Below are 18,152 nucleotides of genomic sequence, written 5' to 3'. Positions count from 1 at the left end.
AAAAATAAAGTACCTTTGTCGCCTTTCATTTTTACTTTTTATTAGATTTATTTCAAACTGCACTGTCTACTAAGGACATATGCAGTTTTTTTATTTTAATGCTTTTGCAAATTCCCACATCACAATTCCGGCGCACACACTTACATTAAGAGAATGCTTGGTTCCAAGTTGTGGAATTTCTAAAAATACGTCAATATTCGGAAGTACTTCATCGCTGATTCCTTCTACTTCGTTTCCTAAAATTAAGGCATATTTTTTTGATCTGTCGATGGTGAAATCTGTAATAAGCTGACTGTCGGTAGTCTGCTCGATCCCGATGATTTCGTATCCTTTGCTTTTCAGATCAGCAATCGCGTTATTGGTATCTGCGTCATGAGACCAGTCTACACTTTCCGTTGCTCCCAATGCCGCTTTATGAATCTCTCGGTGAGGTGGCTGCGGGGTGATTCCGCAAAGGATTATTTTTTCAATTAAGAAGGCATCTGCCGTTCTGAAGGCTGCACCTACATTGTGCATACTTCTGATATTATCTAAAATGATGACCAACGGAATTTTTTCAACCTTCTTAAATGTTTCTACATCTATTCTGTTAAGTTCTTCCAGTTTTAGTTTCTGTACCAATTGTATTATTTTGTTGAGATTAATTTTCCGTCTTTATAGACCTCTGTTTTTTCTATGCTTCCGTCTTCACGGTAATGAACTCTGTTGCCGTTTCTTTTATCGTTGGCAAGTTCAGTTTCACGCTGTAATTTTCCAGATGGATAAAAGACTTTCCATTTTCCTGTAGCCAGCCCGTTGTCATACTGGCCAATATCTTTTATTGATTTTCCATCTTCATGAAAGGTCTTGCTTTCTCCCTGTAATTTATTGAATTTGTAATTGGAAATTTCAGTTATTTTACCTGCAGGAGAATAAAAAGTAGCGGTAAGGCTGTTATCATAAATATTCTTCTCTCCATTTCTGAAAACTTCCTTGGAAGTAAGAACTCCATTTTTATCAAAATACGACCATTCTTTTACTTTGTATCCTTTTTTATATTCTCCTTTCGACTGCACTTTTCCGTTATCATAATAAAAAACAGCATCGCCATCCAGTTTCCCTTTTTTCCATTCCACAGTATTTTTTACCTGGCCATTGTCATAAAATTCTTTACAGGCTCCTTCCTGTAATCCGTCTTTATATCCACAAGGTTTCTGTGCCGTGATCAGGACAGCAGTGGAAAAAAACAATAGAAACATGTACTTCATAGCTATTTTTAATTCAAAAATAGTAAAATACTTATATTTGACTCAAAAATATACTATGAAAAAATTATTCACATTATTCATATTAATATGGGGATTTATTTACCTGGAAGCACAAAATACTTATTATCCTCAAGCTTTTTTTGATAAAAAGCTCGCAAGAGACATGCTTGGATTTGGAAACTCTACCATTGAAGGAGTGGCTTCTACCAAACAAAAAAACAACTGGGGAATCAAACCGTTACTTGGAGAAAAGCATTATGCTCCCAAAGGTACGGTTGTTATGCTTTTTCCTGTTACTCCTTATTTCCAGGAATTTTATGACATGAGAAGAAAATACGAAAATAAAAAGACCACCGTATATATGTCAGAAGAGGCTTTTAAATACAGAGTGGAAGCTTTAACCGATGACCATGGGAGATTTAAATTTGAAAAACTCAAACCCGGGAAATATTATCTTGAAACCATTGTCAACTTTACTGCAACGGCAAGTTATCAGCAGCAGACAGGAACCTCAGATGCTTATAACGGCTATGGAGCTTATCTGTATTCCACTCCTATATACAGCACCTTTTTCTACGGATATTCTGCTGCCAACAGGGAAAGCAAATTTGTAGAGATAAAACAGGATGGCGAACTTAAAGAAATCAAGCTTTAAAAGCTTGATTTTTTATTTTCTGATCATAATCTGCTGTACATTTTTCTCAATGTTCTGAGCTAAGGTTTCCATAGGAATATCATTTTCATCATTATTGAACGGGTCTTCAATTTCTTCTGCAATAAGTTCAAGGCTCATCAATACATAATACACAAAAACAGTAAGCGGAATCATAAAAAGCCCTATTGTAATAACGTAAGCAATAGGAAGCGCAAAAACATACAGAATAATAAATTTCTTGATGAAAGAAGAATAGGAATAAGGAATGGGTGTGTTTTTGATTCTTTCACAACCTCCACATACATCCAGAAAGCCGGAAAGCTGGGTATCTAAATACAGCATTTCAACTTCAGAAACTTTTCCTTCTTTTTTTAACTGATTCAGTTTATGGCTTAATAGAATAACAATTTCACTTGGTCCATGGTTTTTCAACGAATTTTCAATTTCAGAATAATCTTCATCCAAAGCCAGCCTTGTAGATTCCTTGGAAAGGTGTTTGGCTAAAAAGTGCGGGAAATATTTTAAATATCTAGCAATCTGCTCAGCATCCTGGCGGTTATCGCCAAGAATAGTATTGATTTTTATGGCAAAGTTTCTGGTATCATTCACCAGTTTTCCCCAAAGTTTTCGACCTTCCCACCATCTGTCATAGGCAGTATTCGTTCTGAAAACCAGCAAAAGTGAAAGCACAAAACCCAGCAGAGAATGAATCATGCCTACATTACTCACTCCTGATTTTGTGGTAAGGTGCAGATATTCAACTTCCAGATACTGAATTCCCCAGGAATATAATCCTACAAGAATCATACTCGGGAAAAGAATTTTTAAAGTATCACTTTTGTGTAAACTGAAAAGGATTTTAATGAAATGTTTGGTATTATAGACTCTCATAAACTCGCTTATTACTACAAATATAATTTTTTCATCTGAGCTCTGCTAATTAAGTAAGGAAGTCTGGAGACGGAAGTGAGAAGTTATGGAAGCCAAAGAAGAAGTTTGAGTTTTCCATAAAAAATCTTTTAAGCAATGATGTATAAAGGTTTGCAGACAAATATTAACTTCCGGCATCGATCTTCCAGCTTCCAGCCTTTTTAATCTTAATTTTCTCACGTTTCAAAAAAACACTATTTTTAGTTCGCATTAAATACAAAATACATGATCCTCGAAAACGTAGATGTTGTAAATGATATCAGTAAAGAAGATTTTCAGAAAAATTATTTTAAAAAGCAAAAACCTCTTTTGATTAAGAATTTTGCCAGCCGGTGGGAGGCTTTTGACAAATGGAATCTTGCCTACATCAAAGAAAAGGCAGGAGATCAGGAAGTTCCTTTATATGATAACAAACCGGCTGATGCCGCCAAAAGTTCTGATGCTCCGGTTACCCGTATGAAAATGAAGGACTATATTGACACCATCAAAAGCAAGCCTTCTGATCTGCGAATTTTTTTCTATATCATTACAGACAGGCTTCCTGAGCTGCTGAAAAACTTTACTTACCCTGATCTTGGAATAAAATTTTTTAAAAGACTGCCCACGTTATTCTTCGGTGGAAGTGAGGCCCATGTTTTAATGCATTATGATGTGGATCTGGGTGATTTTATGCATATCCATTTCGTAGGAAAGAAAAGAATTCTGTTATTTGATCAGAAGCAGTCGCCCTTTTTATATAAAGTTCCTTTATCCGTTCATACCATTTACGAGGTTGATTATGAAAATCCGGATTATGAGAAGTTTCCGGCGCTGAAATATGCCAAAGGATACGAAATCTTCATGGAGCATGGTGATGCCCTTTTTATTCCCGGGGCATTCTGGCACTTCAACAGATATCTGGAACCAGGTTTTTCTCTTTCACTGAGAGCTCTTCCCAATAAACCCAATGTCTTTGCCAGTATGCTCTATCATGTTTTCATTATGAGGTACACGGATAAACTAATGCGTAAGCTTTTCAAAGCCAAATGGGTGAATTATAAGCAGAAATGGGCTTACAAGAAAAGTTCCGAAGCTTTGGAAAAGCATCTTTCTAAATGATAAGAATTAGAGTTTAGGTAATTTTAACGCATTGAACGCTAGTTTAATGCTTATCTGTTTATAAAGGTTCGCAAAGGCGTTTCATTCAGCGAGAAAAGCAATTCAATTGCTAAATGAACGCCTTTGCGAACGAAAATAAGAAGCATCAATATCAATTTTCTTTGCTTCCTAGCGTTAAATTTTTGAACTTATTTATTGATAAGCCCGAAGATGGTTGCATCTACGAATTTCCCTTTTTCAAAGAAATAATCTTTCAACGTCCCTTCTTTGCTGAAATTTAAAGAAGTCAACAGTCTTTCAGAAGAAATATTGGAAGGGTCTATGAAAGCATCTACACGGTGAAGCCTCATTGTTTCAAATCCGTAGGTTAAAATAGGAAGAATGGCTTCTTTCATATAGGATTGCTGCCAGAATTTGGGATTGAGTTCATAGCCGATTTCTGCTCTGAAATGTTCCCTGTACCAGTTGTGATAGCCGCAGGTTCCAATAACTTTTGCGGTGGATTTCAGTTCCAGAGCCCATCTGAAGCCTTTTCCCTTTTCGAATTCACTGTTAAAATGCTGGATAATGCGACGCGAGTCGTCTTCCGTCTTGAAGGTATCCAGATCATAATATTCCATAACTTCATCCAGAGAAAAGTATTCATAAAGATCTTGGGTATCATTAAAAGTAAGCTGACGCAAAATAAGCCTTTCAGTCTCTAAAACAGGAAATTCCATGAATAATGTGATTTGATGGCTGAAAAATACGATTAATTACTGATAAAGAAAAGTATAGAAGATTAACCCCTAAACAATTCTCTTACCCTGAATTTATTTTTTTAAATTTGGGGCTCATTTTTTACTATGGCAAAAACGAAGAAGGAAACTCCATTAATGACTCAGTACAATACCATCAAGGGTAAATATCCGGATGCGCTATTGCTTTTCAGGGTAGGGGACTTTTATGAAACTTTTGGGCAGGATGCTGTGAAAACATCCCAGATCTTAGGAATTGTCCTTACCAAAAGAAATAATGGAGAAGGCAGTGTAGAACTTGCAGGATTTCCACACCATTCAATAGACTCTTATCTTCCAAAACTGGTAAGAGCGGGAATGAGAGTTGCGATCTGTGATCAGCTGGAAGATCCGAAAATGGTGAAAGGAATTGTAAAACGTGGTGTTACTGAATTGGTTACACCTGGTGTTACTTTCAATGACCAGGTTTTGAATTCCAAAAAGAACAACTTCCTTCTTTCATTGCATAAGGAAAAAGAGAAGTACGGAATTGCTTTAGTGGATATTTCCACAGGAGAGTTTCTGGTAAGCGAAGGAAACCTGGAAAAGCTTTTACACATTGTAAATACCTTTGATCCGAGTGAGATTATTTTCCAGAGAAGTACACAGATTCCAGAACAGATCAAAAATAAAAATGCCTTTAAGCTTGAAGACTGGGCCTTCCAATATAATTTTGCCTATGAAAAATTAACAAATCACTTTAAAACCAATTCTTTAAAAGGTTTTGGAGTGGAAGGTCTTCCGCTGGCCATTACAGCAGCAGGAGCTATTTTTGCTTATCTTGTAGAAGATACCCATCATAATCTGCTGGCACATATTACAAAACTGCAGATTATTCCGCAGGAAGATTATCTGATGATGGATAATTTTACTCTGAGAAACTTAGAAATTGTTTATCCAAGTAATCCACAGGGGAAGTCACTACTGGATATCATTGACAAAACGTCCACTCCGATGGGAGGAAGGCTTTTGAGAAGGAGAATTATTCTTCCTTTAAAATCTGTGGATGAGATCATGAGAAGGCTTTCTCTGATTGACTTCTTAAACGAAAATGATCATTTGAAATATGAAATCTGCCAGCTTCTGAAATCCATTTCTGATCTTGACCGGTTGATGGGAAAACTGGCTGCTGAAAAAATTTCACCTAAAGAACTGGGATATTTACGTCAGAGTTTAATTAATATCCATAAAATCAAAGCTTTATTACACCCTCATGCAGATGTGCTGTCGTGGTTAGAGCCTTTATTTGACCTGGATGAACTGATTAAATTTTTGCAAAATCACCTTAATGAAGAACTGCCGGTAAGTATTGCGAAAGGAAATATCATTAAAGAAGGAGTTTCAGAAGAGCTTGACAGACTGAGAAATCTTCAGAGCAAAGGGCGCGGTTTTCTGGACGAAATGTGCCAGAGGGAAATTGAAAGAACTGGGATTACCAGCCTTAAAATTGATTTTAACAACGTTTTCGGATATTATATTGAAGTCCGAAATACCCATAAAGATAAAGTTCCGGATGACTGGGTAAGAAAGCAAACCTTAGTGAATGCTGAAAGATACATTACCGAAGAGCTGAAAGAATACGAAAACCAAATCCTTGGCGCCGAAGAAAAAATAGGCGTTCTGGAAACATCCCTGTACAGAAATGTATGTGGGGAAACAATGGTTTATATTGATCAGATCCAGGGGAATTCCAATATCATTGCCCAGCTTGATGTGGCTGCAGGATTGTCTGAACTTGCTGTATCTGAGAGTTATACAAAGCCCGTTTTGAATGACGGTTATGCTATCGATTTAAAAGAAGCAAGACACCCGATCATTGAAAATGCACTTCCGTTAGGAGAAAAATACATCCCGAATGATATCTTCCTGGATAAGGATTCGCAGCAGATTATTATGGTAACAGGGCCTAACATGGCCGGTAAATCGGCAATTCTGCGTCAGACAGCGATTGTATGCCTTCTGGCACAGATAGGAAGTTTTGTGCCCGCAAAACATGCGGAGATCGGATTGCTGGATAAAATCTTTACAAGGGTAGGAGCTACCGATAATATTTCTGCCGGAGAATCTACTTTCATGGTAGAGATGAACGAGGCAGCCAATATTCTGAACAATATTTCAGAACGAAGCCTGATTTTACTGGACGAAATCGGTCGTGGAACTTCAACATATGACGGAGTTTCCATTGCATGGGCTATTGCAGAATATCTTCATCAGCACCCAACGCAGGCAAAAACTTTATTTGCAACGCATTATCATGAGTTGAACGAAATGACCGTGAATTTTGAAAGAGTGAAAAATTTCCATGTTTCTATCCAGGAAAACAAAGGGAATATTATTTTCCTGAGAAAGCTTGTTCCGGGCGGTAGTGAGCACAGTTTCGGTATTCACGTGGCAAAACTGGCCGGAATGCCTGTCAAAGTGGTCAACAGAGCGAATGAGATTCTTAAAACCCTTGAAGCAAGCAGAACGCAGGGAAGTGGAAGTACTTCTGAAAGTATCAAAAGAGTGACAGAAGAAAATATGCAGCTTTCTTTCTTCCAATTGGATGATCCTGTTCTTGAGAATATCCGGGAAGAACTGACGAAAATAGATATCAATACTTTAACACCTATTGAAGCTTTGATGAAGCTGAATGCGATAAAAAAAATGATTGGAGGGTAATCCAATCATTTTTTTACAGTTGTTTTGTGTTAGCAGCAGAATCCATCCTGCATCCCGGGAACACCATATCGTTCTTCTCCGGTATGAGGATCTGTACAGCTGATTACTCTTGGGCATACTGGTCTGTTTGCTCCGCCGCTGATTTCTTTCAGCTCAATTTTACTCAATTTTCTTTTCTGATTTTTTAAATTTTTCATAATAATTTTAATTTGGTAAAAGCTAATTTACAAGTTATTTTATTATGTTCAAAATATTGTGAGTCAAATTGTTAACTTTTCAAATCGAAAATCTATTTTATAAAAAAGATTGAGGGCTACCTCAATCCTTATTGATCTAACAAAGTGTATGTGATCCTAACAGCAATAGCCATTTTTGTCACCAGCACCTAGCTGCCATTCTTCAAATTCTCCTCTGCGGCAGAATCCATCCCAGCATACTCTGCCACTTCCTGTAATTTCTTTTAACTCACTTTTTGTCAGTTTTCTTTTTTGAATGTTTGATTTTTTCATGATGATTTGATTTTGGTTATTGTTTTTAGTGTATTGGATTAGCAGCAAAATCCGGTGCTGTCTAAAGGTCCTATGGTATATTCATCATCTGTTCCTCTTACCCTGCAAAGGCCTTCCCAGCATATTCCTGGTCCATTTCCTCCTGTAATGTTTTTCAATGCCTTTTTAGTCAGTTTTTTCTGATTGTTTGATTTTTTCATGGTATTTTTTAGTTTGATTCAAATCAAATATATAAAAATCATCTATATAATTCTAATGCTTGTGAAAAAATTAACATATCTGCAAAAAAAAAGAGCCTTGTCGGCTCTCTTTATTATAAATGATTGTATTCATAGGTAATCAATTCACTATTCGTTACCCCCGTTCCTGTCTTATTATAGTATGTTTTGACATTTTTTGTTGGGTATCCGCTGTTATTATATTCGTAAGTGGATTTAAAGATTCCCCATTCTCCACTTCCAGCTCCATTGTTATAATTAAGGACATGGTTATAGCTTATGATATTGTGTACAGATCCGTTTTCATCTTCACTATCAATAATTTTTAAAAAACCTGTTACATTTTTAAAAGGAATATTCTTGGTATCGTACACAATCGGCTGTAAAGTACCTGTGGCACTATGAAAACCTCCTGTATTATTAGGTACGGATGCTGTTTCTGTCCAGCTGCTAAGCGAACCATCAGCATTTAATGTTGCTGTTTTGCTGCCTGTTCTTATGGCTGAAGATCCGGTAAAGCTTGCGGTATAAGTAATTTTCACACTATTACTGGAAAGATAGCTATAATTGGTTTCTACTGTAGAAGTCGTTCCGGAAGAAAGGGAAGTCTCACTATATATTTTTTTGCTTAATCTGCTGCTTCCGTCGTAACTATACGTTGTTTTATAACTTGTGCTTAAACCAGTAGTTACCTGTTGAGTAATGAGATCTCCAGAATAACTGAAGAGAGTAATTTCACCATTGGTAATATTTTTAATCTGGGAAATTTTAGAACCACTGTAAGTATAGGTTGAGGTCTCTCCGTCAGAAACCATCTTTGTTACTAGAACCGGGCTGTCATTATTAGTATTATTTCCGTTGTTGTTAGATGAAGTATCATCGTCATTGCTGCTTGTGCATGATGCCAAAAAGAAAATTGGCAGAAGTAAATAAGTTTTTTTCATGATTATCATTTAAGGCTGTAAAAATATCAAAAAAATGAATCAATGACCAAAAAAATGTTTATTTGTAAAAGATTTACGGAATTGATGAATTTTATTTTTGTATATTGTTGTATTGTAGTTGTTTATATTTTGATAATGAAAAATATAATAAAAATATTAATCCTGTTTGTATGCTGCTCTGTTTTCAAAGCCCAGCAGACGGAAGTTTCTGTCGTAAAATATGAAGACCTGGAAAGGCGTATTCAGCAGGAAAAAGATAAATTGCTTGTGGTCAACTTCTGGTCTACAACCTGTGGTCCATGCGTAAAAGAACTTCCCCATTTTATGGAGGTAAATACTAAATATGCAGATAATGAGAAGTATAAGATGATTCTGGTCTCGTTGGACAGACTGGCGGATCAAGAAAGAGTCTTGAAATTTATTAAAAATAAAAATCTGACTGCTGAAGTACTTTTGTTAGATGATATTAAAAGGATGAACACCTGGATTCCAAGATTTGAAAAAGACTGGGATGGAAATATTCCGGTAACATTGTTCTACAAAAACGGATCAAAAATCCATTTCAATGACGGTGAGATGAGCAAAGAAGATCTGGAAAAAACAATTAAAGAAAATCTACAATAAATAATTAAATTATGAAAAATCTGAAAATTGTAATGACTGCATTCATCGTTGGGCTAGGATTACTAAGTTTTACAGCGAAAGATGATGATAAAAATATAAGACAGAAAGAGAATATTTTATTTGTAAAAGGCTATGAAGTAGGGGACGAAGCTACCGATTTTAAGCTTAAAAATATCGACGGGAAAATGGTTTCCCTAAGTGATTTTAAAAGCGCAAAGGGATTCATAGTAGTATTTACTTGTAATCACTGTCCTTATGCTAAAAAATATGAGGACAGAATCATTGAACTGGATAAAAAATATAAAACTCAAGGCTATCCGGTCATTGCCATTAATCCTAATGATCCCAACGTACAGCCCGAAGATGGCTATCAGCAGATGATCGAAAGAGCAAAGCAGAAAGGATTTACTTTTCCTTATCTTGTAGATGAAGGGCAGAAAATTTATCCTCAATACGGTGCTAAAAAGACTCCGCATGTTTTTGTGCTGAAAAAAGAAAACGGAAAGAACATCGTAAAATACATTGGTGCTATCGACAACAATTATGATAATCCGAATGATGTCTCAGAATACTATGCTCAGGATGCCGTAAATGCTCTGATCAAAGGAGAACCTGTAAAAATGACTAAAACAGTAGCCATCGGATGTACAATCAAAGTAAAGAAATAATATATTTGTCTTTATAAAATGATAAGATCGGTGTTCTTAGAATGCCGATTTTTTATGCCTTAAACTCAATTTAAAATGAAATTCCAGTTCAGCCTGAAGTATCTGCTTCTCTCCGTATTTATATTTCTTGCAGAAGTGTTGATTGCCACCAAACTAAGTGATATTTTCTTTGTGAGAGCTTATCTTGGGGATGTAATTGTGGTTATGCTTCTTTACACGTTTGTAAAAAGTTTCGTAAAAGTAAATGATCAGAAACTGATTATGGGAATTCTTATTTTTTCATGGATGGTAGAATTTGCACAGTATTTCAATATTGCAGAAAAACTAGGCTTCCGTCCTGGAAGCCTGATGTATATTGTCATTGGAAATTCTTTCTCATGGATAGATAATCTTTGCTATGCTGTAGGCTGTCTGTTGCTCTATGTTTTCGTAAAAATGACAAACCGTGATGGTTTAACCTCTACTCCTTAATCCCTGCCACCTAAAAATCTTTTCTCTATCTTCCAAAACTGTCATATTTATCTTCCGCATATTTGGTAAAACGGTTCAGTAAAGCCACATTTTCCTTTTCCATAGGCGAAAGATCATTATCTACATTGCTCGAAACAGGAATATACCAGTCTGTTTGCTCAAAGAAATTTCTGTAAGTTTCTTTTTTGAAGGAATAGCCATGTCTTGCAAATACTGAATTTTTGATGATCTCAAGATCCAGTTTTCTTAAGTTTTTAAGATCCTTTTCTGTCAGTTTCTGCTTGGAAGCATTCAGTTTGAAAATGGCTTCAGATGCGATACGGTTTTTAGAGGTTTTATAGCTTTCTGTTTTTCCGGTTTCTTCATCGGTGTATTTTTCAGTAAATTCTTTTGGATTTGACCAGTCTACAAGGTCAGAATCCTTATCCAGCATAAAATTCGGGTTATAGACAAACTCTTTTTTAATAAGTTTAAGCGTTTTTGAAGGTGCTTTAACCATTGTTTTATCAAAAGCATTCCACTTTCCGGTTAAGCTGTCTCCCTTTAATTTTACTTCAAATCTTCCGTCTGTTTTGTCATTGCCCGGTTCATCAAGCACAAAAGACGTTGTAGCCTCATTGAAAACACCTCTGAACGGGCGCTGATTCCCATTCACGATACTTTGTCCGTAAACACTGTCTTTGGTGATCCTGTTGATCTTTAAAGAAATTCTTTTGTAGTTACTGACATCATATTCTGAGCCATCTGTCTGATCAACTACCTTTTCCATTCCGGCAAATTCGCCGGTATAAATTCCGTAATATTCCTGGTGAACTTCAGGGACTACCGCAGAATCCTTCTTTGCAGCCAGAGAATCTTTTCCTGATTCAGTAATCTTTCCTTCTTTTTTGCAGCTTAACATAGCAACTGTAAGCAGGGAAATCAGTGTGTAATTTACAATTTTCATAGATGTTTTTTTGTGATTAAATATTCAATAATAAGGATGTTGGGAATCCAGCCCAGCCATGCAATGATCTGATAGACATCCATAGGATTGGGATGAAATAAATATACAATAATTACCTTCCACATTCTCAGGGTAATAGCAGATAAAGTAAAAGCAAAGCTACGCCACATCCATTGTTTGTGTTCTTTAAACCTTTTCTGTCTTGCCAGCTGATAGGCTTTCAATGTTGAAAACCACCATAAAAAGCCTAAAATAATAAAGGAAATCTTTGAAAAAAGGCCTCCGTTGGCAAAAATTCCCATATAAATTCCTGAAGGCGCTGCAAAAATCAGGATGAGAAAAGTATATAGTTTTCCCATATTCCTGTGGAAATTATTGACGCCAAAATTCCTTCTGAGTAGAGCCAGAAAACCTGAAAAAAGCACAAAGATGCTCGTATAAACATGGGTATAGAAAAAATAAAGATATTCCGGTCTTTCCGATACTTCTGTCTGTTTAATCATCAGAAAGCTGACTTCAGGATTAAAAGGAATATATTCTAAGGTGATTTTCAGCATCAGCCAAAAGAAATATGCAAATCCAAGAACTAAAAGGATTTTAAAGAAAACTGCAGTATTTCTTTTGGCGGATAACATTGTCCGTTATTCAAAGTTTATATTAAGAGGAAAAGTATAATAGCTGCGGACAATTATGCCATTAGATTTTGCTGGTTTCCATTGGGCTTTCAAAGACTTTAAAGCTCTTTCTGTTTCTTTATTGAAATCGGCATTATCTCCGGTTACTATGATGTCATCTATTTTACCTTCAACATTAACTGTAAACTTTGCCCTCGCAGTGATTATACCTTTCCCTTTTATTTTTCTCGTCCTTATTCTGTCAGCAATATCTTTTCGAAGTGCCATCAGTCCTCCGGGATATTCTGCAGATTTTATGTCTTTTGACAAAACAGGCTCTTCAGACTGATCTTTAGCTGGTAAAATTTCAGTTTCCTTTACCTGAGAAAATGCGAGCCCAAATCCAAGGCACAACGCGAAGGTTACTATTTTTTTCATGGTTTATTTTTTATTCAGATTATTTATTTTCAAAGAAATCAATGACTAATTCATTGAATAATTCCGGTTTTTCTTCGGGAACATAATGATTGGCATTGGGGATAATGGCTAATTGTCCTTTGGGGATAGATTCTGCGATTTTTACCGTATGTTCTGTTTTTATAAGATCATTATCACCAGCAATGATTAATGATGGACACTGAATTTTATTCAGGTCTTCATACTTCCATTGAGGGTACTTCAAATCCAGATTCAGAAGATCAATAAAGATGTCATTTTTATGGTCTTTGTTCTCTTTAGTAAGGCTTACAAGCATTTCTTTCATGGATTTTAAATCATGATCTTTGACTCCTTCCGGAAAAATATTGGCTCCTGAACAGGCAATTTTGTCTACCATTTCCGGATATTTCATGGCCATAGACAGTGCTAGAATTCCTCCGTCACTCCAGCCCAGAATTTTTGTTTTTTTGATGTTCAGCTTTTCTAAAAACTGCTTAATATCCTCTGTCTGAATATCGAAGGTAAGTTCCTTCGTTTTGTCATAAGTAGATCTTCCTCTTTCACGGCAATCTATAATGATCACTTTGTATTTTTTAGCAAAGGTGTCTTTTTGGTTCATAAAGGCACTGATAGATTGGCCATTACCATGAAGCATAAGAACCGGCTCACCTTCTCCATAGGTTTCATAATATAATTTGATGCCGTTAACATCCATAAATTTTCCTTCCGGCATTGTTCCGATAATACCACGACCTTTAATCAACAAAGATTTGTTACCACTGAATGGTTGATAATCCGAAGTTTCAATGGTAAAATGCTTTACGTGCTTTATTTTCTGAGAATGGATTCCTTCAAACCAGCCACCTGATGTAATATCTTTCTCAAAACCTGAATTTTCCAAAGGGATTTCAATCCACTTTTTTGACTTTCCATCATTGACTTCCAGCTTAAAATCGTCAAAATAAAAATCCCCGTTGTTTTGAGCAAATGCTCCGATAGTCATGGTCTTCGCAGATGGATTGATGGTTCCTTTTATTTCGTAGGTTTTCCATTCACGGGTTACCTGGATTCCATAATATTGATTTTCAAAGAAACTGGTAGACTCATCTTTATTATTTATTCTGCACCATAACCCACAATTGGAGCCATTATCCTCATTCTCTTTTCTGATTTTTGCCGTTATACGGAAATTCCAATTCTGTTTATGCTCTATATTGACAGCTTGTGTGAATGATGTCCAGTCAGAGACGATTGTTTTTTCCTGGCTGTGTCCTAAAAAGAACCATAGTAAAAGAAAGAAACCGAAATTTTTTTTCATGTATTTAGTTTTTATTAAAAGTAATCATTTTTTACAAGCTGTTAAGATCCTGTGCAATCAGCCATCCTTCACTCCAGCATGCCTGGAAATTGAATCCTCCGGTCACGGCGTCAATATTCAGAACTTCTCCGGCAATATAGAAATTAGGAAGTAATTTGGAAGACATGTTTTTAAAGTTAATTTCCTTTAAATCAACACCTCCAGCTGTTACAAACTCATCTTTGAAAGTAGATTTTCCGGTCACCTGAAACTTTTTTCGGCAAAGGTTTTCTAGGATTTTCTGCATCTCTTTTCCGGAAATATTAGCCACCTGTTTGTTGAGATCGACCTTTGAAATTTCTAAGATTTTCTGCCAGAATCTGTTGGTAATATCAAAGATCTTTGATTGTCCGATGGTTTTTTTAGGGTTGCTTTGCTTGAAATTATGGAATACTTCTTCTGCTTCATCCATTTCTATGGAAATGAAATTCACTTCAATTTCAAAGTTGTATTTAAGTTTTGCCAGACTGATGGCTTCCCACGCAGATATTTTCAGAACAGCAGGTCCGGAAAGTCCCCAGTGCGTAATAAGCAAAGGCCCGCTTTCTTCCGTTTTAAGTTTAGGAATAGAAATTCCGGCATTTTCAAAGCTTGTTCCAGGAAGGTCTTTCAGCAATTCATCTTTAATATTGAAGGTGAAAAGGGAAGGCACAAGGTCTACAATCTTATGCCCCAGATTTTCGACAATTTTCAATGATTTTGGAGAACTTCCGGTCGTATAAACGATATAATCTGCTTCAAAATCTCCAGAATTGGTCTTTACAATATATTTTTCGTCCTGTTTTTCAATCTCTTTTACCGTACATTTTGTCCGCACCGTGACATTTTTCTTTTGAGTTTCATTCAGAAAAGTATTGATGATGGTCTGGGAAGAGTTGCTTTCAGGAAAAGTTCTGTTATCATTTTCAATTTTTAAAGGAACATTACGCTGGTCAAACCATTCCATTGTATCACCAGGCTGAAATTTAGTAAATACACTTAGTAATTCCTTGTTTCCACGGGGATAAAACTGCACCAGTTCTCTTGGATCAAAGCATGCGTGAGTAACATTGCAGCGTCCGCCTCCGGAAATTTTAACTTTCTGAAGGACATCTGAGTTCTGTTCTAAAATTGTAATTGTATATTTCTTTTCGTCAAGATTAGATGCGCAGAAAAAGCCTGCAGCACCGCCTCCGATAATAATGATCTGTTTCATGTATGGGTAATCCTATGCGGAAGATTATTTTTTCAAAAGTACAATTTTTATAAACCATCTTATTTGAGTATTTTTGAAGATTATAATTTTAATTATATCAAAAACGATTTTCATATGATTTTCTACCATAAATTTGAAGTAAGATGGAGCGACCTTGATGCCAATAAGCACCTGGCCAATTCATCATATGTGCAATATTGTGCACAGGCCAGAATGGCTTTTATGACTAAAGAGAAAATGGGGGTTACCCAGCTGAGCAGATGGGGAATCGGCCCGGTGATCCTGCATGAAAGATATTCTTTCTTCAAAGAGATCTATGCAGATCAGACGGTAATCGTAAGTGTGGAAATAGACGGATGTGCAGAAGACTCTTCCATCTATCGTTTCGTACACAAATTCTATACACCGGACGGAATGCACTGTGCTACGGCAGAAGCTACAGGCGTATGGATTGATATGATGCTTAGAAAAATGACCACTCCGCCGGATGATGTAGTGGAAGCAATGAATAAATATAAAACCGCGGACACTGTTGTATTATCGAAAGAAGATTTCAAAAAGTTTCCTTTCCACCCACACAATATTGACCCGGCTGAAATTAATATATAAATGATGAATGATGGTTGATACAGAATGAAAATCTGTATTCAGGAATATCAATTATCATTTATCAACCATCACTTATAAAAAGAAATTTATGTTTGAAGATAAATCACAGGAGCTGACGCCCATTTCAAAATTAGGAGAATTTGGTCTTATTAAACATTTGACAGAGTATTTTCCGTTATCCAATGAATCTTCAGAGCTTGGAGTAGGAGATGATGCAGCAGTTATTAATCCTGATAACAAAAAAGTAGTTCTTACAACAGATGTATTGGCGGAGGGTGTACACTTTAATTTAGGATATGTTCCCTTAAAGCATTTAGGCTATAAAGCGGTAGTGGTAAACCTGAGCGATATTGCAGCAATGAATGCAACACCTACACAGATATTGGTTTCCCTTGCGGTGTCCAATCGTTTTCCAGTGGAAGCATTAGAAGAAATCTATTCAGGAATTCAGGCAGCATGTGGAAGATATAAGGTTGACCTTATCGGAGGAGATACAACAAGTTCTAATTCGGGTCTTGTAATGAGTATTACCGCTGTAGGAATTGAAAATGAAGAAAACATCGTAAAAAGAAGTGGTGCAAAACCAAATGATCTTCTTGTTGTAACAGGAGATTTAGGTGGAGCCTATATGGGCTTACAGATTCTGGAAAGAGAACATGCTGTGTACCTTGCTAATCCGAATATGCAGCCAGAAATGGAGGGCTATGATTATATCCTTGAAAGACAGCTGAAGCCTGAAGCAAGAACAGACGTTAAAAAGATTCTGGAAGAACTGGATATTAAACCAACTTCTATGATTGATATTTCAGATGGTCTGGCTTCCGAAATCCTTCACCTTTCAGATCAATCCAATGTTGGATTCAGATTGTACGAGGAAAAAATTCCGTTAGACAATCTTACGATCTCTACAGCAGATGAAATGAACTTAAATCCTGTAATGACAGCTTTAAGTGGTGGTGAAGATTATGAATTGTTATTCACGATCTCATCGGGAGACTTTGATAAAATTAAAAATCACCCTGACTTTACCATTATAGGGCATGCCGTAGAAAAAGAAGAAGGAAACTTTATGGTAGCCAGAGGATCAAACCAATTGGTTGCTCTGACCGCTCAGGGATGGGATGCTTTTTTAAGCCAATAAAATCGAAAAATTATATTTAATTTTAAATATTGTAAGAAAACCGTAGTATTTTTTGCTGCGGTTTTCGCTTTCTCTGATCAAATACATTAGCAATGAATTCATCTGAAAAAAATATTCCTGTTCATAATCTGATGTCTGAAGAATTTCAGGTCAACACTTTAGAAAATGGACATCCGGAGAACTTCGAGGATATTCATCGGCATAATTTTTTTGAGATTATCTGGTTCAAAGAAGTACATACAGATAGCCGTCTTGAACTGGATTTTGAAAGCTATACCGTAAAAAATAATCAGCTCTGTATTATCGTTCCCGGTCAGGTTTTTAATATGAAACTCCGTGATGAAAAAGGCTATGTGCTGGCCATAAGCAAAGAAATTTTCAAAGAAGCCTGTGATACGGAAGTGGTCTTGGCCAACGGAGCAAGACCTTTCTTTTTGGATGCAGAAAGCAGTGAAACCGGAAATATGCTTATTTCAATGATTAAAAGAGAATATCTGGGATCCGGGCGTGTTGAAATTTTAAAAGCTTATCTGAGAGCCTTCTGCCTGATCATTACAGATCAGATTACGATGCAGAATACTGCTGAAGATGAAAAACCGAGGATTCAGCAACTTGCAGCCTTGATAGAAGAGTATTATATCACAGAGAAAAATACAGACTTTTATGCTGAACAGCTCAAAATAAGTGCCCATCACCTCAATGACATTGTCCGGCTTTCAAGAGGAACGACAGTGAAAAAAATGATTGCGCAGAGACTTATTCTGGAAGCCAAAAGAGAGCTTAGTTTTGGCGCTTTAACGGTAAAGGAGATTGCTTTTAAACTAGGTTTTAGCGATGCTTCTTACTTTTCCCGGTTTTTTAAAAAGCATACCCGGCAGAATCCGGAAGGATTCAGGCCTGGAAAAGGTTAATCCTCAGAATGTTCCTTTGTTTTTTATTTTAAATAAATAATCCGGGGGTAATCAGATAGAGTAATCCTCAGTTTGTGCTATCCTTCCTTCAGTTCTTTTATTGAAAAACGATACTTTTTACAGCAATTTTGCAGCTGAAA

General features: G+C 36.3%; 22 protein-coding genes. 9 read left to right on the top strand and 13 right to left on the bottom strand.

Annotated features, from left to right (window positions below; all coding sequences use genetic code 11):
- Nucleotides 1–90 precede the first annotated feature (90 nt).
- Nucleotides 91–621 (bottom strand): RNA methyltransferase, encoded by a 531-nt coding sequence (locus KBP46_RS14770; protein WP_062672919.1) that lies wholly within the window; start codon nucleotides 619–621, stop codon nucleotides 91–93.
- Nucleotides 622–626: 5 nt separating this feature from the next.
- Nucleotides 627–1,247 carry a toxin-antitoxin system YwqK family antitoxin gene (locus KBP46_RS14765; RefSeq protein ID WP_062672921.1) on the bottom strand — a complete coding sequence of 207 codons (621 nt, stop codon included), beginning with the start codon at nucleotides 1,245–1,247 and terminating at the stop codon, nucleotides 627–629.
- 55 nt (nucleotides 1,248–1,302) lie between these two features.
- Here KBP46_RS14765 and KBP46_RS14760 point away from each other — a divergent pair, with 55 nt between their 5' ends.
- A complete protein-coding gene (locus KBP46_RS14760; protein WP_238590600.1) occupies nucleotides 1,303–1,902 on the top strand; it encodes a hypothetical protein in 600 nt (199 codons plus the stop codon).
- A 12-nt stretch (nucleotides 1,903–1,914) separates the two neighbouring features.
- On the opposite strand, the gene KBP46_RS14755 is transcribed toward KBP46_RS14760, so the two are convergent.
- Nucleotides 1,915–2,793 (bottom strand): bestrophin family protein, encoded by an 879-nt coding sequence (locus tag KBP46_RS14755; RefSeq protein ID WP_062672924.1) that lies wholly within the window; start codon nucleotides 2,791–2,793, stop codon nucleotides 1,915–1,917.
- Between the two features lie 264 nt (nucleotides 2,794–3,057).
- Between KBP46_RS14755 and KBP46_RS14750 the strand changes: the two genes are divergently transcribed.
- Nucleotides 3,058–3,930, top strand: a complete 873-nt coding sequence (locus KBP46_RS14750) for a cupin-like domain-containing protein (protein ID WP_216443575.1) — start codon at nucleotides 3,058–3,060, stop codon at nucleotides 3,928–3,930.
- Nucleotides 3,931–4,118: 188 nt separating this feature from the next.
- Here the strand turns inward: KBP46_RS14750 and KBP46_RS14745 are convergent, their stop codons facing one another.
- The gene (locus KBP46_RS14745) at nucleotides 4,119–4,649 is read right to left on the bottom strand and encodes a GNAT family N-acetyltransferase (protein WP_216443574.1); all 531 of its coding nucleotides are present in this window, start codon (nucleotides 4,647–4,649) and stop codon (nucleotides 4,119–4,121) included.
- A gap of 126 nt (nucleotides 4,650–4,775) precedes the next feature.
- Between KBP46_RS14745 and mutS the strand changes: the two genes are divergently transcribed.
- A complete protein-coding gene (gene mutS, locus KBP46_RS14740) occupies nucleotides 4,776–7,367 on the top strand; it encodes a DNA mismatch repair protein MutS (protein ID WP_216443573.1) in 2,592 nt (863 codons plus the stop codon).
- A 29-nt stretch (nucleotides 7,368–7,396) separates the two neighbouring features.
- Here the strand turns inward: mutS and KBP46_RS14735 are convergent, their stop codons facing one another.
- The 4 genes from KBP46_RS14735 to KBP46_RS14720 form a co-directional block, all read right to left on the bottom strand.
- Complete coding sequence (locus KBP46_RS14735) at nucleotides 7,397–7,564, bottom strand: hypothetical protein (RefSeq protein ID WP_157885766.1); 168 nt, start codon at nucleotides 7,562–7,564, stop codon at nucleotides 7,397–7,399.
- A 156-nt stretch (nucleotides 7,565–7,720) separates the two neighbouring features.
- Nucleotides 7,721–7,876: a hypothetical protein gene (locus tag KBP46_RS14730; protein ID WP_156106405.1), complete on the bottom strand. Its 156-nt coding sequence runs from the start codon at nucleotides 7,874–7,876 to the stop codon at nucleotides 7,721–7,723.
- A gap of 38 nt (nucleotides 7,877–7,914) precedes the next feature.
- Entirely contained in the window at nucleotides 7,915–8,076 is a 162-nt protein-coding gene (locus KBP46_RS14725; RefSeq protein WP_117753098.1) for a bacteriocin, read from the bottom strand.
- Between the two features lie 113 nt (nucleotides 8,077–8,189).
- Nucleotides 8,190–9,038, bottom strand: coding sequence for a hypothetical protein (locus tag KBP46_RS14720; protein WP_120232358.1), 849 nt, complete (start codon nucleotides 9,036–9,038; stop codon nucleotides 8,190–8,192).
- A gap of 135 nt (nucleotides 9,039–9,173) precedes the next feature.
- Between KBP46_RS14720 and KBP46_RS14715 the strand changes: the two genes are divergently transcribed.
- From KBP46_RS14715 to KBP46_RS14705, 3 genes are all read left to right on the top strand, one after another.
- A complete protein-coding gene (locus tag KBP46_RS14715) occupies nucleotides 9,174–9,662 on the top strand; it encodes a TlpA disulfide reductase family protein (RefSeq protein WP_216443572.1) in 489 nt (162 codons plus the stop codon).
- An 11-nt stretch (nucleotides 9,663–9,673) separates the two neighbouring features.
- Nucleotides 9,674–10,330, top strand: a complete 657-nt coding sequence (locus KBP46_RS14710; protein ID WP_216443571.1) for a thioredoxin family protein — start codon at nucleotides 9,674–9,676, stop codon at nucleotides 10,328–10,330.
- Nucleotides 10,331–10,405: 75 nt separating this feature from the next.
- A complete protein-coding gene (locus KBP46_RS14705) occupies nucleotides 10,406–10,801 on the top strand; it encodes a DUF2809 domain-containing protein (RefSeq protein WP_216443570.1) in 396 nt (131 codons plus the stop codon).
- Nucleotides 10,802–10,826: 25 nt separating this feature from the next.
- On the opposite strand, the gene KBP46_RS14700 is transcribed toward KBP46_RS14705, so the two are convergent.
- From KBP46_RS14700 to KBP46_RS14680, 5 genes are read right to left on the bottom strand one after another with little or no spacing between them, the layout of a single operon-like run.
- Nucleotides 10,827–11,747, bottom strand: a complete 921-nt coding sequence (locus tag KBP46_RS14700; protein WP_062672941.1) for a YARHG domain-containing protein — start codon at nucleotides 11,745–11,747, stop codon at nucleotides 10,827–10,829.
- On the bottom strand, nucleotides 11,744–12,382 hold the full coding sequence (locus tag KBP46_RS14695; RefSeq protein WP_123278692.1) for a DUF2306 domain-containing protein: 639 nt from the start codon (nucleotides 12,380–12,382) through the stop codon (nucleotides 11,744–11,746). Before KBP46_RS14695 ends, KBP46_RS14700 begins: the two co-directional genes overlap by 4 nt.
- A gap of 6 nt (nucleotides 12,383–12,388) precedes the next feature.
- Nucleotides 12,389–12,799: an energy transducer TonB gene (locus KBP46_RS14690; RefSeq protein ID WP_216443569.1), complete on the bottom strand. Its 411-nt coding sequence runs from the start codon at nucleotides 12,797–12,799 to the stop codon at nucleotides 12,389–12,391.
- 19 nt (nucleotides 12,800–12,818) lie between these two features.
- On the bottom strand, nucleotides 12,819–14,117 hold the full coding sequence (locus tag KBP46_RS14685; protein WP_216443568.1) for an alpha/beta fold hydrolase: 1,299 nt from the start codon (nucleotides 14,115–14,117) through the stop codon (nucleotides 12,819–12,821).
- A 31-nt stretch (nucleotides 14,118–14,148) separates the two neighbouring features.
- Entirely contained in the window at nucleotides 14,149–15,351 is a 1,203-nt protein-coding gene (locus KBP46_RS14680; RefSeq protein ID WP_216443567.1) for an NAD(P)/FAD-dependent oxidoreductase, read from the bottom strand.
- A 114-nt stretch (nucleotides 15,352–15,465) separates the two neighbouring features.
- Between KBP46_RS14680 and KBP46_RS14675 the strand changes: the two genes are divergently transcribed.
- From KBP46_RS14675 to KBP46_RS14665, 3 genes are all read left to right on the top strand, one after another.
- A complete protein-coding gene (locus KBP46_RS14675; RefSeq protein ID WP_062673764.1) occupies nucleotides 15,466–15,960 on the top strand; it encodes a thioesterase family protein in 495 nt (164 codons plus the stop codon).
- Nucleotides 15,961–16,048: 88 nt separating this feature from the next.
- Entirely contained in the window at nucleotides 16,049–17,101 is a 1,053-nt protein-coding gene (gene thiL, locus KBP46_RS14670) for a thiamine-phosphate kinase (RefSeq protein ID WP_062672952.1), read from the top strand.
- A 92-nt stretch (nucleotides 17,102–17,193) separates the two neighbouring features.
- A complete protein-coding gene (locus KBP46_RS14665; protein ID WP_062672954.1) occupies nucleotides 17,194–18,012 on the top strand; it encodes a helix-turn-helix domain-containing protein in 819 nt (272 codons plus the stop codon).
- Nucleotides 18,013–18,152 lie beyond the last annotated feature (140 nt).

Source organism: Chryseobacterium sp. PCH239 (assembly GCF_018924625.1).
Lineage (GTDB): Bacteria > Bacteroidota > Bacteroidia > Flavobacteriales > Weeksellaceae > Chryseobacterium > Chryseobacterium cucumeris.
The sequence above is the reverse complement of the archived record's forward strand: the minus strand, read 5'-3'. Positions and strand labels throughout refer to the sequence as shown.

Excerpts from the sequence above, each read along its gene's own strand:
- KBP46_RS14685 (WP_216443568.1), bottom strand. The coding sequence starts at position 14,117 with ATGAAAAAAAATTTCGGTTTCTTTCTTTTACTATGGTTCTTTTTAGGA.
- KBP46_RS14735 (WP_157885766.1), bottom strand. The coding sequence starts at position 7,564 with ATGAAAAATTTAAAAAATCAGAAAAGAAAATTGAGTAAAATTGAGCTG.
- KBP46_RS14745 (WP_216443574.1), bottom strand. The coding sequence starts at position 4,649 with ATGGAATTTCCTGTTTTAGAGACTGAAAGGCTTATTTTGCGTCAGCTT.
- KBP46_RS14700 (WP_062672941.1), bottom strand. The coding sequence starts at position 11,747 with ATGAAAATTGTAAATTACACACTGATTTCCCTGCTTACAGTTGCTATG.
- KBP46_RS14765 (WP_062672921.1), bottom strand. The coding sequence starts at position 1,247 with ATGAAGTACATGTTTCTATTGTTTTTTTCCACTGCTGTCCTGATCACG.
- KBP46_RS14755 (WP_062672924.1), bottom strand. The coding sequence starts at position 2,793 with ATGAGAGTCTATAATACCAAACATTTCATTAAAATCCTTTTCAGTTTA.
- KBP46_RS14725 (WP_117753098.1), bottom strand. The coding sequence starts at position 8,076 with ATGAAAAAATCAAACAATCAGAAAAAACTGACTAAAAAGGCATTGAAA.
- KBP46_RS14720 (WP_120232358.1), bottom strand. The coding sequence starts at position 9,038 with ATGAAAAAAACTTATTTACTTCTGCCAATTTTCTTTTTGGCATCATGC.
- KBP46_RS14690 (WP_216443569.1), bottom strand. The coding sequence starts at position 12,799 with ATGAAAAAAATAGTAACCTTCGCGTTGTGCCTTGGATTTGGGCTCGCA.
- KBP46_RS14705 (WP_216443570.1), top strand. The coding sequence starts at position 10,406 with ATGAAATTCCAGTTCAGCCTGAAGTATCTGCTTCTCTCCGTATTTATA.
- KBP46_RS14710 (WP_216443571.1), top strand. The coding sequence starts at position 9,674 with ATGAAAAATCTGAAAATTGTAATGACTGCATTCATCGTTGGGCTAGGA.
- KBP46_RS14760 (WP_238590600.1), top strand. The coding sequence starts at position 1,303 with ATGAAAAAATTATTCACATTATTCATATTAATATGGGGATTTATTTAC.
- KBP46_RS14665 (WP_062672954.1), top strand. The coding sequence starts at position 17,194 with ATGAATTCATCTGAAAAAAATATTCCTGTTCATAATCTGATGTCTGAA.
- KBP46_RS14730 (WP_156106405.1), bottom strand. The coding sequence starts at position 7,876 with ATGAAAAAATCAAACATTCAAAAAAGAAAACTGACAAAAAGTGAGTTA.
- KBP46_RS14750 (WP_216443575.1), top strand. The coding sequence starts at position 3,058 with ATGATCCTCGAAAACGTAGATGTTGTAAATGATATCAGTAAAGAAGAT.
- KBP46_RS14680 (WP_216443567.1), bottom strand. The coding sequence starts at position 15,351 with ATGAAACAGATCATTATTATCGGAGGCGGTGCTGCAGGCTTTTTCTGC.
- KBP46_RS14715 (WP_216443572.1), top strand. The coding sequence starts at position 9,174 with ATGAAAAATATAATAAAAATATTAATCCTGTTTGTATGCTGCTCTGTT.
- mutS (WP_216443573.1), top strand. The coding sequence starts at position 4,776 with ATGGCAAAAACGAAGAAGGAAACTCCATTAATGACTCAGTACAATACC.
- KBP46_RS14695 (WP_123278692.1), bottom strand. The coding sequence starts at position 12,382 with ATGTTATCCGCCAAAAGAAATACTGCAGTTTTCTTTAAAATCCTTTTA.
- thiL (WP_062672952.1), top strand. The coding sequence starts at position 16,049 with ATGTTTGAAGATAAATCACAGGAGCTGACGCCCATTTCAAAATTAGGA.
- KBP46_RS14675 (WP_062673764.1), top strand. The coding sequence starts at position 15,466 with ATGATTTTCTACCATAAATTTGAAGTAAGATGGAGCGACCTTGATGCC.